Below are 13746 nucleotides of genomic sequence, written 5' to 3' on the forward strand. Positions count from 1 at the left end.
GCCGACCACCTCCATATTGATCCGAGCACGTACTATCCGGGTACGGAAGACCGGCCTTCATACGAACACGTACTATCCGGATACGCAAGAGGTGACTTCGGACAGATCCCGGCGGCCTTCCCGTGAGCGACCGTCCGGACACGTAGGATCACCGCGGGGGCCCGGGCAGCGGGTTGGAGCCGACAAGGAGCAGCGATGGGTGAATCGGCGCGCACGGGCCGGCGCAGGGACGACGCACCAGCCGTCACTCCCGAGACGCCGTCAGACCTGCTGGCGGCCCCCGGCTACGGCGCCCGGCGGCTGTACCAGGCCTACCTCGCCGCATGGAACCGTCACGTGGACCCGGTGCTGACCGGTCCGCAGTTCGCGGTCCTGTCCGCGGTCCGCGCCTACCCCGGAAGCGACCAGAGCTCGCTGGCGGGCGCGGTCGCCCTCGACACCTCGACGATGGCCGACCTGTGCCGCAGACTGGAGCGGCGGGGGCTCATCCGGCGCGTCGAATCCCCGCACGACGCGCGGCGCAAACTGCTTTCGCTCACCGACGAGGGCAAGTCGGTCTTGAGCCAGGTCAACCGCCGCGCCCGGCGACTGGACAAGGCACTCCTCGACGGCGACGACGACATCGACATGGCCGCGCTGCTCAACGCGCTCGGCGCGCGCTGGGAGCGGATCGCCGAGGTCGACAAGCTGCGCTGACCACCGCGCCGCGCTTCCGAGGGCACTGGGCCAGACTGGGCCGAAAGCGTCCTTCGCCGCATCGGATGCGACGAAGGGCCCTTTGCCCCCTGTCGATCCAGGGAAGCCCACCGCAAGTCCTGAATCCTCCACGCTCGGTTTCGCTGCTGAGGGATTCGAGACGGTGGACGTTCCAATTCCTGTCCCCGTAGGGTTCCGGCGAGCTTCGTGACGCGGGCCGAAGACCAACCCACGAGGACCGACCGATGGCCCAACCCTGTCCCGAGTGTCCACAAAGGACACCGTAGGTCCGCTATATCCGATTTATGTCGATATGCGCGTTTCTATTCACCCACTCCTGAGCAGGGCGAATGTCCAGAGTCGTACGGATCTCGAGGGGAGGCATAGCGCCGGAAGCTCGGCGTGCCAGGTGCCGACGATGTAGGAATCGGGACGTTGAGCGCCCCAATTCCTACATCGTCGAGGGGCGCTCGGGCCTAGGAGCTTGATGTCGAGCGGGGAAGATTCCGGACACTGGACGTCCCCAATCCTCCCCACTCGTCGATATCGGCTCCGCCACGGCAGCATGACGGCGTCAAGCCGAGTGGGTAGCAAATACAGGTCCACCAGAACGACCATCAACACTCATGACCCCCGCACAAAACGCCCATATCAGGCACTCGCGACGGGCTTGGCGTCACTCACGACCGGCCAGTCCGCTCCCCTTCGAGTACTGCTCGAAGTGCAGCACCGCGTCGAGCGGAAGCCGTTCCCGCCAGCCGTGCCGCTCCAGATCCGGCACCGTCGGCAGGTCCCGCACCGGACCGACGCACAGCCACGCCACCGGACGCACGTGTCCGGGCAACCCCACCAGATCGCGCAAGTACTCTTCGCGGTAGAAGCTGACCCATCCGACGCCGAGCCCTTCGGCGGTCGCGGCCAGCCAGAGGTTCTGGATGGCCAGGCACACCGAGTACAGGCCGGCATCGGCGATCGCGTGCCGTCCCAGGACGTCCGGCGCACCGCGCGACGGGTCGTAGCCGACCACGATTCCCGCCGACGACGCCACGATCCCTTCGATCTTGATCGGCGCGAAGACGCGGGCCCTCTCGGCATCCAGCCGTCCTTCGAACACTTCGCGTTCGGCCAGCACGTGCTCACGGAACTTCTTTCGAAGGTCCATATCGGACACGACGACGAAATCCCATGGCTGGGAAAGACCGACGCTCGGTGCGGCGTGCGCCGCGCTCAACACGCGACGCAGTACGTCCGCCGGAATCGGCTCTCCGGTGAATTCGCCCCTGGTGTCCCGGCGCCGGAAGATGGTCTCGTACAACGATCGGTCGTCAGTGTCGCGCGTCATGAGCCGTGATCATGCCTGACCACCATCCGTTACCCGCCAACAGGGTACCGACTCTTTCCGTTCCTTTCCCTTGCGATAAAACGATTTCCGTTCGTCATGTCCCGAAAAAAGCCGAGATTGTGTTGTGGTGACCGAAATATCGGTTCTACCATTCTTCCGTGGATTTCCGGGTACTGGGGCCGGTCCGCCTGCAGGTGCGCGGGCAGACCGTCGCCATCGGCGAGCCGCGCAGGCAGGCCGTACTCGCCGTACTGCTGTTCGAAGCGGGCCGCACCGTCGGCGTCGACCTGCTGATCGACCGGGTCTGGGGCGAGTCGCCGCCCGAGCGGGTGCGTCGTTCCCTGCAGGCCCACATCACCCGGATCCGGCGCGCCCTGGAACAGGCCGACCCCGCCGGCGCGCGGGTGACGAGGGATCCGGGCGGTTACCGCCTCGTCGCCCGGCCCGAACAGGTCGACGTCTTCCGGTTCCGGCGCCTGCTCCGCGAGCACCCGACCGACGTCACCCGGCTCAGCGCGGCACTCGAACTCTGGGAGGGCGAACCGCTGGCCGGGCTTCGCGGCGACTGGGCCGAACGCACCCGCCGAACGTTGCATCAGGAGCACACGGCGGCGATCGTCGCGTGGGCCGACGCCAAGATCCGTGAAGGCGACGCGGCGGCGACCCTCACCCGCCTGACCGAGCTCACCGACGCACAGCCGTTGCAGGAACCCGCCGCGGCGGCGTTGATGCGGGCGCTGTACGCCGTGGGCCGCGGCGCCGACGCGCTCACCCACTACGAACGGATTCTTCGCGCATTGCGAGAAGAACTGGGCGCCGACCCCGGTCCGGAGCTCGCCGCCGTGCACGAGGCCGTCCTCCGCCACGACCTGCCGACGGTGGCCGCGGCGCCGCCTCCCGTGCCCGCCCAGCTGCCCGCCGACGTCGTGGGGTTCACCGGCCGGGCCGGTGAACTGGCGGAGCTGGACCGGCTCGCCGACGGCGCCGGCGAAGAACCGGTCCTCGTCTGCCTCACCGGTACGGCCGGAGCGGGCAAGACCGCGACCGCCGTGCACTGGGGTCACCGGATGCGGGACCGTTTTCCGGACGGGCAGCTATATCTGGATCTGTGCGGCTACGCGCCCGGCGAGCCGATGTCCTCGGCCGACGCGCTGGCCGCCCTCCTGTCCGCGCTGCTGCCCGAAGGCACGCGGATGCCGTCCGGCGAGGCGGAACGTGCCGCCCGGTTCCGTACCGAGGTGGCGGGCAGGCGGATGCTCGTCCTCCTGGACAACGCGGCGACGCTCGAACAGATCCGGCCCTTGCTGCCCGGCACGCACAGCTGCGCCGTGGTGGTCACCAGCCGCGACTCACTCGCCGGGCTGGTCGCGCTCCACGGCGCCCACCGGATCGACGTGGACCGGTTGTCCGTGGCCGACGCGGCCGACCTGCTCCGGCGGCTGATCGGCACCCGGGCCGGCGCCGAACCCGAGGCCGCCGCCGAACTGGCCGAACGGTGTGTCCGGTTGCCGCTCACCCTGCGCCTGGCGGCCGAACTCGCCGTGTCCCGGCCGTCCACCCCGCTGTCCCGGCTGGTCGGTGAACTGCGAGCCGCCCAGCAGACCTTGAAGCTGCTCAGTTCCGGCGGTGATCAGCGGGCCGCGGTGCGGGCGGTGTTCTCGTGGTCGCTGCGTCAGCTCAGCGAAGACACCATCCGCGCCTTCGCCCTCCTTGGCAGGCATCCGGCGCCCGTGTTCGACTCGTACGCCTTGGCCGCGCTGACCGGGAGCTCCTTCGACCACGCCCGGGCCTGGCTCGACGCCCTCGTCCGCGCGCATCTGGTCCATCCCGTCGGCGCCGACCGCCACGGCATGCACGACCTGCTGAAGGCGTACGCCGCGGAGATCGAGTGCGACGAGCCCGCGGCACTGGACCGGGTCTACGGCTACTACCTCGCCACCATCGCGGCGGCGATGGATCGCCTCTACCCCGGCGAAGCGAACCGCCGGCCTACGGTCGCCTCGCCGGGGAGCGCGCTGCCCGCGCTCGACGACGCCGACAGCGCGCGGGACTGGCTGGACGCCGAATTGCCGACCGTCCAGGCGCTGGCCGCGGCCGGACGGCCCGAACACGCCGTGACGTTGTCCGCGCTGCTGTTCCGCTACCTCGACGGGCACCACGAGACGGCGGCGCTGGCCGTCCACCGACACGCCATCAGGGCCGCCCGCGCCATCGGTGACAGCCGCGCCGAAGCGGACGCACTGGTCGCCGTCGGCGGCCTCCACATTCAGGCGGGCCGAGCCGAGTCCGCCGCCTCGGACATGTGGGCGGCTTACGCCTTGTTCGGCGAGGCCGGGAACGCGCTCGGCCAGGCACGCGCTCTCGGCAACATTGGGATGATCGAAGAGAGCGCCGGACGCTACCGGCTCGCCGTCGGCTACTACACCCGCGCGCTGGCCCTGTTCCGCCGTCTCGGTGACCTGACCGGGCAGGCTCATCAGCTCACCCGGCTGGGCACCGTCGAAGCCCGGATCGACCGCCGGGAAGAGGGATACGAGCACCTTCGGCAGGCGATGGCACTGCATCGGGAAGCGGGCCACCGGTTCGGCGAGGCCTGGGTGAAGATCGGTCTCGGGGAACTCGCCGCGAACGGAGGCGGGCCGGCCGATTCCTGCCGCCTGCATACCGAAGCCGCGGCCTTGTTCGGGAAACTCGGCCACCGGGGCAGCGAGGCATGGGCCATCGACGGACTCGGGCGGGCCGAAGCGCTGGACGGCCGTCCGGTCGACGCGGCCGCCCACCACCGTCAGGCGCTCGACCTGTTCCGGCGGCACGGCGGGCGCGACGGCGAATCGTGGGCGCTCAACGGACTCGGCGAAGCCTGCCTGGCCTGCGGCTACCCCGACACGGCCTGCGCGAACCACGCCGAAGCCCTGGCCGTGGCGACCCGGTACGGCTGCCACGAGCAGATCGCGCGCGCCCACCGGGGACTGGCCCGGGCCGCCTCCGATCCGGAAACCGTCCGCGACCACTACGAACGCGCGATCGCCGGCTACGCCGAACTGGGCCTGCCGGCCGCGGAGGGCACCAAAACGGAACTCGCCGAGTCGAACGTGTCGTGTTCGTGAGCCTTCGACGACGATCAGGGGACCTCGTAGAACTTGTCGTAGTGGCCCGGCGCGTAATAGAACTTGCCGTTGTCGTCCTTCACGATGCGATCCGGCTTCGGCCGCTGGTTCTCCGGCAACGGTTTCCCGTTGAAGTCGGTGTACTGGTCGGCGTCCCTGATGGGTTTGTTGTCGTACCGCGGCGTCGGGTGGACGTCGAATTCGTAGTACTTGCCGTCGTACGGTTTCATCGGCTTGCCGTCCGGGCCGAGCGGCTGATCGGCGGGCTTCTTGCCGTCACTCGTCTTGCCGTTGTGCGGCAACCGGCCCTCGTTCCCGAACTTGCCGCCCGCCTGACCGTGGTTCCCGTAGATCCTGCCGCCCCAGGTCGAGCCGGGGCCGGGGACGGGGCTGTTCCCCAAGCCGAGCGAGTTGAGCTTGTTGTCGTCCACACCGTTGTGCCAGGCGCCGAATTGGCCGCTGTCCTTGTGGTCGCGGATCCACTGTTTCATCTTGAGCGCCGCGTCCTTCTGCGCCTGGGTCAGCTCGTCGAACTTCCCGAGGTTCGGGGAAAGCCCGGACGGCTGCTCGGGCTGCGGCTTGGAATTCTTCCCCTTGCCGCCTCCGCCGCCGCGCGTGCCGCTGTACTCGCCGCCGCCCGCTTTCGGGCCACGGGGTTTCCCGGCCGGACCGGTCTTGCCCGCGTCGATCTTGCGGAGCGCCTTCTCCGCCTCGGCGAAGATGTTCTTCGCCTTCTTCATCAGGGGCGCGAGCGCGCTCATCGCCTTGACCAGTTTGGTGACGACGGTGGCGATCTTGGAGGCGGTCTTCGCGATGGCGGCGGTGACCTGGGGCAGCACCCAGGTCATGCCGAGGCCGAGCGTCGCCAGCACTTGCAGGGCCCAGCTGATCAACCGGCCGATCAGTTCGGCGATGGTGTCGCGGACCAGGGTGCGGACCGCGGTGACCACCTCCCCGCCGATCCGGGTGCCGGACGACGCGCCACCGGCGGCCTGCTGGCAGGCGCCGATCAGCGCCGCGACGTCCGCTCCCCGCGTGCGGTAGGCGTCGCCCGCGGAGCCGGCCCAGTTCGCGGTTTCGGCGACGACCATCGCGTCAAGGTCGGCACTGATCGAGCCGAGTTCGGCGGCCACGTTCTGCCAGGTCTCGGCGTGCGCGGTGATCTCGTCCGGTGCTCCGGCGAGGGCGTCGAGCGCCTCCTTCAGCGGCCCGACGTGTTCCATCAGCCAGCCGACCCCGGCGGCGAGGATGGTGCCGAACGGATCGAGGGCGGCGGACACCGCGTCCATGGCGGTGCCGACCGCGCCGAGGGCGACGGACGCCCAGTCACCGCTTTCGATCGACGCCTTGAGCTCGGTCGCGGACTCGAGCAGGGGAACGCCGGACACCGCGGTGGTGGAATCCTTCGGTGTGGCGACGAGCGGGTTGGTCATCGCTGCACCTTCTCCTTCGGCGCCACCGGGATCGCGGCCTCGTACTGCTTGAACATGTCGACACCGGCCGCGTCCTGCTCGGTGTAGGACCGCTCGGCCGTGCGCAGATTGGCGGCGGTCGCCTTGACGCCGTCGATCGCGGCCTTGATCGAGTCGATCGTCTTCTCCTCCGCCGGATTGATGAACGGCGGGACGAACGCGCAGATCAGACCGTAGGCCTCGTCCGACATGGCCGCGGTGTTCGCCGCCGACAGCACCGTGCCCAGCCGCTCGGCGATCCCGTCGACGTTGGCCGCGTGCTTGCCGATTTCGGCCGGTACGACCTGGAAACTCATCTGCCATCCCTTCGAGGGGCCGGGGCGTCAACGCCGACACGATGCCAGCCGCCGACCGCCCGCGTGGGGGCTCTGTGCGGACAGACAATGTTCCTTGCCCGAAAGGGCACTATCCACTGTGGACACACGCCGTCGCCAGCAAGCGAAGCAGTTCCCTTGGTTTGTCCAGCGGGATGATGTGGCCGCAGTCCGGCAGCAGATGTGCGGTGAGGTCGTCGGTGACGGGACGCAGTTGCCGTTCCAGTGCGCGGCCCACCGGATGGGCGCCGATCGCCATCGTGGGCACGGTGAGACGGCGGGCCGCGACCGCCTCGCCGATCTGGCGCGCGCTGACCGGCATGGCGCGGTAGTAGGAAAAGGCGCAGCGCAGGGCATCCCGGCCGGTGTAGGCGTCGACGAAGGCGTCGCGGATCTCGGGCGCCACACCACGCCCGAGGGTGCCCGAGGCGAGAAACCAGTCCACGTACTCCGCCTCGTGTCCGATAAGGACCGTTTCGCCGAGCCCGGGAACGGCGTGGAAGCCGAACCACCACGGCGGGCCACCGGCGAGGAAGTCCTCGGCGCCGGGCAGCGAGCCCAGCATCGACTCCATCAAAACGAGCCGCCGCACCAGATCCGGCCGCCGCAGGGCGAGAAGGAAGGCGACCGGGGTGCCGGCGTCGATGGCGACCACGGCCGCGTTGGGCTCGCCGAGTGCGTCGAGAAGGCTCTCGACGTCCGAGGCCAGCGTCCCCGCGTCGTAGCCGTCGGCGGCACGGGTGCTGTCACCGAACCCGCGCAGATCCGGGGCGATGACCCGGTGGTGCTCGGCCAGCGGGCCGATGATCTCGCTCCAGAGCCGCCACGTGTGGGGGAACCCGTGCAGCAGCAGGACCGCGGGCCCGCTGCCCGCGACCGCCACGTTGAGCCGGACGCCGTTGACGGTGATCCGTCGTGTCGAGGGCACGTCGCCTCCGTAGTGGTTACCATTGGTTACCAGAAAACCGTAGGTAACTTCAGCGATGCCGCCAAGACGGCACTTCCGACACAGGTGGTGAGCTCCAGGTGACCACACGGCGCGGCGATCTCTTCGACCCTGAATGCCCCACCCGCCGCCTGCTGGACCGCATCGGGACGAAATGGACGTCGATGGCGGTCAAGGTGCTCGCGGAGGCGGCTCCGCACGAGGTGCGGTTCGCCGAGCTGCGGCGCCGGATCCCCGGCGTGTCCCAGAAAATGCTGTCGGTGACCTTGCACAGCCTGGTCCGCGACGGCCTCGTCGCCCGCCGGGTGGAGCCCACCGTGCCGCCCCGGGTGCACTACCGGCTGACCGATCTGGGTCTGTCACTGGAAATGCCGCTGGCGGCGCTCCGGAACTGGGCCGAGGAGCACATGGCACGGATCGACGAGGCGAACGCGGTCAGCGACGCCGCGATGAAAGGTTCCGTCACCGGAATGGAGTAGCGTGCTCCGGTGCGACGTGCGCGAAGGGAGACGGCACTGTCTCGGGAAACGGCTCGGATCTGGTTGTCGGAGCGGCGGCGCAGCGGCTTGAGCCTCGCGTTCGCGCTGCTCGTCGCCGCGTTGGCGCTCGCGTTCGGCGACGACGTGCTTTCGCTCGCGCCGGTGGACGGCGGCGTCCTGGTTCTTCTCGCTTACCTCGTCGGCTATCTCGTGGTGACAGTGACCGCGTTCGGCGCGGCGACCTCGGAGCAGATCCGGGATTGGGCGCGCCGGGAGAGCCGCGGCACGTTCGTGCAGCGCTACGTCTTCGGGACGGCGCCGGGGCCGGGGGTGTCGATCTTCATCGCCGCGGCCGCGCTCGCCGTGGCGGTCGTGTGGATGCCGGGGCTGGGCGGCGAGAGCCTGCCGGCGGGGATGCGCGTGGGAGTGGCGGTGGCCCTGGTGGTCGTCGCGTGGGTCTGTGTCCTCGTGTCCTTCGCGATCGCCTATCACGCGGACAACGTGGTCGAGGCGGGGAAGGCGATGCGGTTCCCCGGCGACGGAGCCGCCGAGTGGTCCGACTACATCTACTTCGCGGTGTCCGTGATGACGACGTTCGGGACGACCGACGTGGACGTCGTCTCCCGCGAGATGCGCAGGACGGTGACGACGCACGCGATCATCGCCTTCGTCTTCAACACGGTGACCGTGGCGGCGGTCGTGTCCGCCTTGAACAGCGGCTGAAGCCCGGCCTCAGCCGAGCCGGAGCAGGATCGGGCTGCCGGTGACCGTGACGTCGGCACCGGGTTCGACCGGCGTTCCGGCCCCGTCGAGCCGTTCGATCGAGGTGGTGCCGGGCGCCGACGGGATCCGATCGGATCGGTCGATGGTCCACCAGATCAGGAAATTCCTGCCGCCCTCGTCGAAACGGCACTGCCAAAGATGGTCGGGTAACCCGGCTTCGCGTCCTTGCCCGCAAGAGTGGATCCGGCTGCCCTTCAACCACTCGTTCAGGCGTTCCACGTGTCGCGCCGCTTTCGTATGCGGACCGCCGACGGGTTGCAGCACGATCGGGATCTTGGCGCTGCCCCAGTTGTAGAAGTACATCCGGCGGTATTGCGCGTACAGCCCGGAAAGGAAGAACCGGGCCGCGTGCTGCGCTCCCCTGTCGGCGTCCACGGGCTGTTGCCTGTTCACGTCGTAGGCCGAGCCGGTGCTCCACAGCCTGACGCCCGCGCCGGCTTCCTGCAGTGCCTTCTCGATCTCCCGCGCCAACGGAAGCATCGTCTCCGGCGGATCGGAGTCGTTGCGGGGAGCCAGTTTCACCGCTGCGGCGGCGCAGTGGTCGTAGCCGCCGAGCCGGGCGAACTGCCGCAACTCGTCGAACGCCGCGGGATCCCAGAGCTCACCCATGGACGGGCACACCACGGTGGCGTCCGGGTCGGCGGCTTTGATCGCCTGGCTCGCCAGCCGCGTCATCTCCACGAGTTCGGCCATCGAACCGGAGAAGAAGTCCTGATGATTGGCCATGTCCCACAGCTCGTAGGCGTCGATGCGGCCCCGGTACTGCTCGGCGACCGCACGCACGAAACGTTCCCAGTCCGCGAGGTCGTCCGGCGGGCCTGTGCGGGAGTCGTCGGTGTAGACGGACTTCGGGCTGTTCGGGCTCGCCCAGAGCGGAGTGCCGCCGAAGGTCAGGGTCACCGGGAGACCGGCCCCACGCGCACCGGTCACGAGCCGTTCGAGTGTCGCCCAGTCGTAACTGCCGCGGGCGGGCTCCAGGTTCTGCCATCGGGTGCGGGTGTTCCACAACCGGACGGACCCGACCCCGAACGACGGCATCTGCCCGGTGTTGGAGTTCGCCGTCACCCCGACGAATTCCGGCTCGATCGCGCGTGGCGCGTTCGTCCACATCGCCGCCTGGACGGTGGGGATCGTGCCGGGCGCCTGCCGGCCCGGCGGATTCGCCATGGCGCCTCCGGCGAGCAGGACGACCCCGAGCACCGCGGCGAGCGAGACCTTCGTCAGCGGCCGCCTCCGATCGGGGACGGTCACGCCGGCTTCCCGGACGACGGTGCCCGTGCCGAAGATGTCCCGGACCGTGGCGTCGCCCAGGTCCGCGCGTTCCCACGATCGGTACAGCTTCGCGAGGTCCTCCCGGCTCGCGCCGCACGCCGTCGCGATCGCCTCGATCGGCGCGAAGGTCGCGGGGACGTTCCGTCCCGTGCAGTAGCGGTGCACGGTCGACCGGCTCGAATGCACCTTGCGCCCGAGCTGTTCGTAGCTCAGGCCGCTCCGCTGTTTGTGCTCGGTGAGAAGTGCCGCCAGCCTGGCAGCCGCCTCACTCGCCATCCCGCTGAGCCCCCTCCGCGCCCCGTTCCGACCGGTTTTCAGTGTCCCACCGCGGACCTTTCGCCGCGCGAATTCGCGAGATCACATCTCCCTGCACGGCAAAGTCGCAGGTCAGTGGGAAGGTTTCGTCCAGCCTCCCATTCCGGGCGATCCCGCTTGCCACGATGCCCCGCGGGTGGAGAGCGTGGAGCCGGCAGCAGATCCGGCCATGGGGAGGAATCGGAAATGGAACCGCACAGGACGACCGCGTCCGGAGGGAAGGCGCGTCTGCGGCTCGGCGCACTGGCGGGCGCGCTGCTGATGGCGGCGGCCACACGTGATCAGACGGACGACACGCGTGTCTGGACGGACGACTCACGGCGAAGGCTTCGCCACCGCCGTGTCGTCCGTCGGATCACGCGTGCCGTCCGATCAAACACGCGAAGCCGCCGTTCCGTACAGGTGGTCGTAAGCCATCACGCCACCGCCACCCTTGCTCACGGACCTGGCGTTGCGAAAGCCACTTTCGCAACCTTCAACGTTGCGAAAGTGGCTTTCGCAACACCGGCAAGCCGTCAGGGCCGCCAGGTGTCGTTCAGCGCCAACGTGCAGCCACCCGAAGCGGTACCGACACGATTCGCGCCCGACTCCCAGGTCACGGCCCCGCCCTCCTTGCGAATGTACTTGTACTGGAACGCGGCACCCTTCGGCAGCGCGACCTTCCCCGTCCACAAAGGATAGTTCGCGGACGACAACGGGACGGCGTTCGCCGGGTTCCACGCCCCGAGTTCGGCGCGGTCACCGACGACGAAGATGTTCTGACCCCACGAAGTGGTGGCGTTCACCGTGAACTCGGCCGAAACGCCGGAGCACGCCGCGCTGTACCGCTGCTTGACCACCGACGGCGTCTCGACCGGGGCACCGGCGTCGATCGAGTGCGCCAGCCGGACGAATTGCGCCATCGACCACGCCAGCGGCGTCGCCGCACCGGTGCCTTCGCCGAAGGTGAAGCCCGCGGCGCTCGGCCGGTCCCAGACCTGTTCCGGGATCAGGAAACCGGCGTTCGCCGAGGCGGCCATGGTGGCCAGATGCGTTGTCGCCGGGCGGCCGTTGGCCAGTTCATACTCGCCGCGTTCACCGGTGAGCAGCGGCCACAGCCGTCCGACGCCGGCGCCGGTGTAGGGGCCTCCGGACGCCGTCTCGCCGTAGCCGTCGTGGTTGTACCGGTACCACATCGGACCGTTCGGGGTGTCGACCTTCAGCGTGGAGTCCACTTCGGACAGCGAGGCCGCGACGTCCGGATCGGCCGCCGGCTTCACGCCGAGACGGACGAGGTCCAGGAAGCCCGCGTCGATGATGGCGCGCTCGTCGTGGTTCCCGCCGCCGTTCTGCAGGAAGATGTTCTGGCCGTCGTTGGGATTGCCGTTTCCGTCGATGCGATGGAAATACCGGCCGTCGCCGAGCGGACCGGACGTGGTGAACGTCCACGCGCTCACCTGCGCCTGCCACTGGTCGGCGATCTGGCGATAACGCGCGGCGCTCGCGGTGTCCCCGTTGCGTTCGGCGATGTCGGCGGCGCAGATCAGGCCGGCGATCTCCGCGGCGATGGTGGACGGCGAGTAGCCGCCGTTCTCCTCCCAGCGTTCCTGCGGTGTGGAAGGACCACGCGCGACGAGGAAGTCCGCGGACTTCTTCACCTTCGCCCACATCCCCGCGTCGAACCGGTTCAGCTGCCACGCCAGCACGATCGGGAAGGCGACCTCGTCCATCTGCAGGCTGGTCCAGCAGTTGGTGCCGTCGAGCCGGGTGTTCTGCGGGAAGGAACCGTCCGGGCGCTGCTGCACGGTGAACAGGTAGTCGACCGAGCGGTTGGCCGCCGCCGAGTCTCCCGCCGCGATCTGCGCGGTCGAGACCTGGTAGAGATCGCGAGACCAGACGGCGTGGTATCCGCAGTCCCCCGTGCCGTTCCCGTCCTTCGCCTCACCCCACGGATTGGTGAGCGAGGCGACGTTCGCCCCCGGATAGGTCTTGTCCTCATGAGCCTTGAGGGTCATCAGCGCGACGTTGTACTGCGTGGTCAGCCCGGCACCCGAGATCGACCGGGGCACCGCGGCCAGCGACGACAGATAGCCGCTCCAGCCCGACCGGTACGCGGTGTCCGCCGACGCGAAACCACCCGCGAGTGAGGCCGACGCGTTCGCCGACGCGGCACCGCGATCGCTTCCGAAACCGACCGCCAGCGTGAAGGTCGTGTCCGTTCCCACGGGAATCTGCCCCAGCTGCACCAGGTTCCCCGGCGTCGAGGCCGAGTCGTACTGCGCGCCGAGGACGTGGTCGCCGCTCAGGTCGACGTAACCGTCGCTCGCGGTTCCGCTGTAACCGCTGGTCGCCTTGACGAAACCGGTGGAGGCGGCCAGCGCGCTCGACACCGGCCCGTCCGAAGCGACCAGTTGCCCGCCGGAGGTGGCACCCGTGTCCCCCATGCCGCTGTTGTTCAGCGAAGGGTTGTACAGCGCGTACAGCTGCAGCGGACCACCGCTGAGCACCTCGAACCTGGTCTGGATCAGCACGGTGGACCGGGCCGGGTCGGCGGTGTGGGTCTTGGTGATGCGATACCGGCCGTTGGTGGCGGTGTTGATCTGCCGGTAGCTCAGCGAGCGCGGATCGGTGAGCACGAGCTGTTTGGTGGTGTGATCGCGTTCCAGCTGCGTGAAACCGGCGCCGTCGGACACCACGTACTGCAGGTCCTGGACGTTGGCGGTGTCCACGGTCGGGTAATAGATCTCGTGGCTGATCCCCTGGCCGAGGGTGAACCACACCTTCGACGCGGCACCGGCGGCGGTGCCGAAACCTTCCTTGCCCCCGGTCGTCCAGGCCGCCCCGGTACCCGGTGCGCCTGGCGCGTCCGCCAGTGGCGCGGCGCTCACCGGCGTGGCGGCCAGCAGCGCCGGCACGGTCAACAGCGCGACTATCGCGCGACGCCGTTTCGGTGACTTCATGAGGGTCCTTCCCACAGGCTTCATCGACGGGAGGATTTGTTGTTAGCGGCAACTTATTACCTGAACCGCCGCGCCCGTCAG

10 protein-coding genes are annotated in these 13746 nt (G+C 69.2%); 4 read left to right on the plus strand and 6 right to left on the minus strand.

The genetic code is table 11. From position 1 onward, the window contains the following. The first annotated feature begins 195 nt into the window (after positions 1 to 195). Positions 196 to 696 (plus strand): MarR family winged helix-turn-helix transcriptional regulator, encoded by a 501-nt coding sequence (locus DMC61_RS28150; protein WP_125692676.1) that lies wholly within the window; start codon positions 196 to 198, stop codon positions 694 to 696. Between the two features lie 676 nt (positions 697 to 1372). Here the strand turns inward: DMC61_RS28150 and bluB are convergent. After that, entirely contained in the window at positions 1373 to 2038 is a 666-nt protein-coding gene (gene bluB / locus DMC61_RS28155) for a 5,6-dimethylbenzimidazole synthase (protein ID WP_125692678.1), read from the minus strand. 158 nt (positions 2039 to 2196) lie between these two features. Here bluB and DMC61_RS28160 point away from each other — a divergent pair, with 158 nt between their 5' ends. Next, positions 2197 to 5145 (plus strand): BTAD domain-containing putative transcriptional regulator, encoded by a 2949-nt coding sequence (locus DMC61_RS28160; RefSeq protein WP_125692680.1) that lies wholly within the window; start codon positions 2197 to 2199, stop codon positions 5143 to 5145. Between the two features lie 14 nt (positions 5146 to 5159). Here the strand turns inward: DMC61_RS28160 and DMC61_RS42155 are convergent, their stop codons facing one another. The 3 genes from DMC61_RS42155 to DMC61_RS28175 all read right to left on the minus strand — a co-directional run bounded on the left by DMC61_RS42155 (position 5160) and on the right by DMC61_RS28175 (position 7859). Further along, positions 5160 to 6578, minus strand: a complete 1419-nt coding sequence (locus DMC61_RS42155; protein WP_125692683.1) for a WXG100 family type VII secretion target — start codon at positions 6576 to 6578, stop codon at positions 5160 to 5162. Then, on the minus strand, positions 6575 to 6913 hold the full coding sequence (locus DMC61_RS28170; protein ID WP_125692684.1) for a type VII secretion target: 339 nt from the start codon (positions 6911 to 6913) through the stop codon (positions 6575 to 6577). Before DMC61_RS28170 ends, DMC61_RS42155 begins: the two co-directional genes overlap by 4 nt. A 109-nt stretch (positions 6914 to 7022) precedes the next feature. Further along, positions 7023 to 7859: an alpha/beta fold hydrolase gene (locus DMC61_RS28175; protein WP_125692687.1), complete on the minus strand. Its 837-nt coding sequence runs from the start codon at positions 7857 to 7859 to the stop codon at positions 7023 to 7025. A 98-nt stretch (positions 7860 to 7957) separates the two neighbouring features. Between DMC61_RS28175 and DMC61_RS28180 the strand changes: the two genes are divergently transcribed. After that, entirely contained in the window at positions 7958 to 8356 is a 399-nt protein-coding gene (locus DMC61_RS28180; RefSeq protein ID WP_125692689.1) for a helix-turn-helix domain-containing protein, read from the plus strand. 9 nt (positions 8357 to 8365) lie between these two features. Next, on the plus strand, positions 8366 to 9079 hold the full coding sequence (locus DMC61_RS28185; protein WP_233594980.1) for a DUF1345 domain-containing protein: 714 nt from the start codon (positions 8366 to 8368) through the stop codon (positions 9077 to 9079). A 9-nt stretch (positions 9080 to 9088) separates the two neighbouring features. Here DMC61_RS28185 and DMC61_RS28190 read toward each other — a convergent pair whose 3' ends face one another. Both DMC61_RS28190 and DMC61_RS28195 read right to left on the minus strand, forming a co-directional pair. Continuing rightward, positions 9089 to 10687: a helix-turn-helix domain-containing protein gene (locus tag DMC61_RS28190; protein WP_125692691.1), complete on the minus strand. Its 1599-nt coding sequence runs from the start codon at positions 10685 to 10687 to the stop codon at positions 9089 to 9091. A gap of 554 nt (positions 10688 to 11241) precedes the next feature. Next, entirely contained in the window at positions 11242 to 13665 is a 2424-nt protein-coding gene (locus tag DMC61_RS28195; protein ID WP_125692693.1) for a glucan 1,4-alpha-glucosidase, read from the minus strand. Positions 13666 to 13746 lie beyond the last annotated feature (81 nt).

This window comes from Amycolatopsis sp. WAC 04169 (assembly GCF_003947535.1).
Classification (GTDB): Bacteria; Actinomycetota; Actinomycetes; order Mycobacteriales; family Pseudonocardiaceae; genus Amycolatopsis; species Amycolatopsis keratiniphila.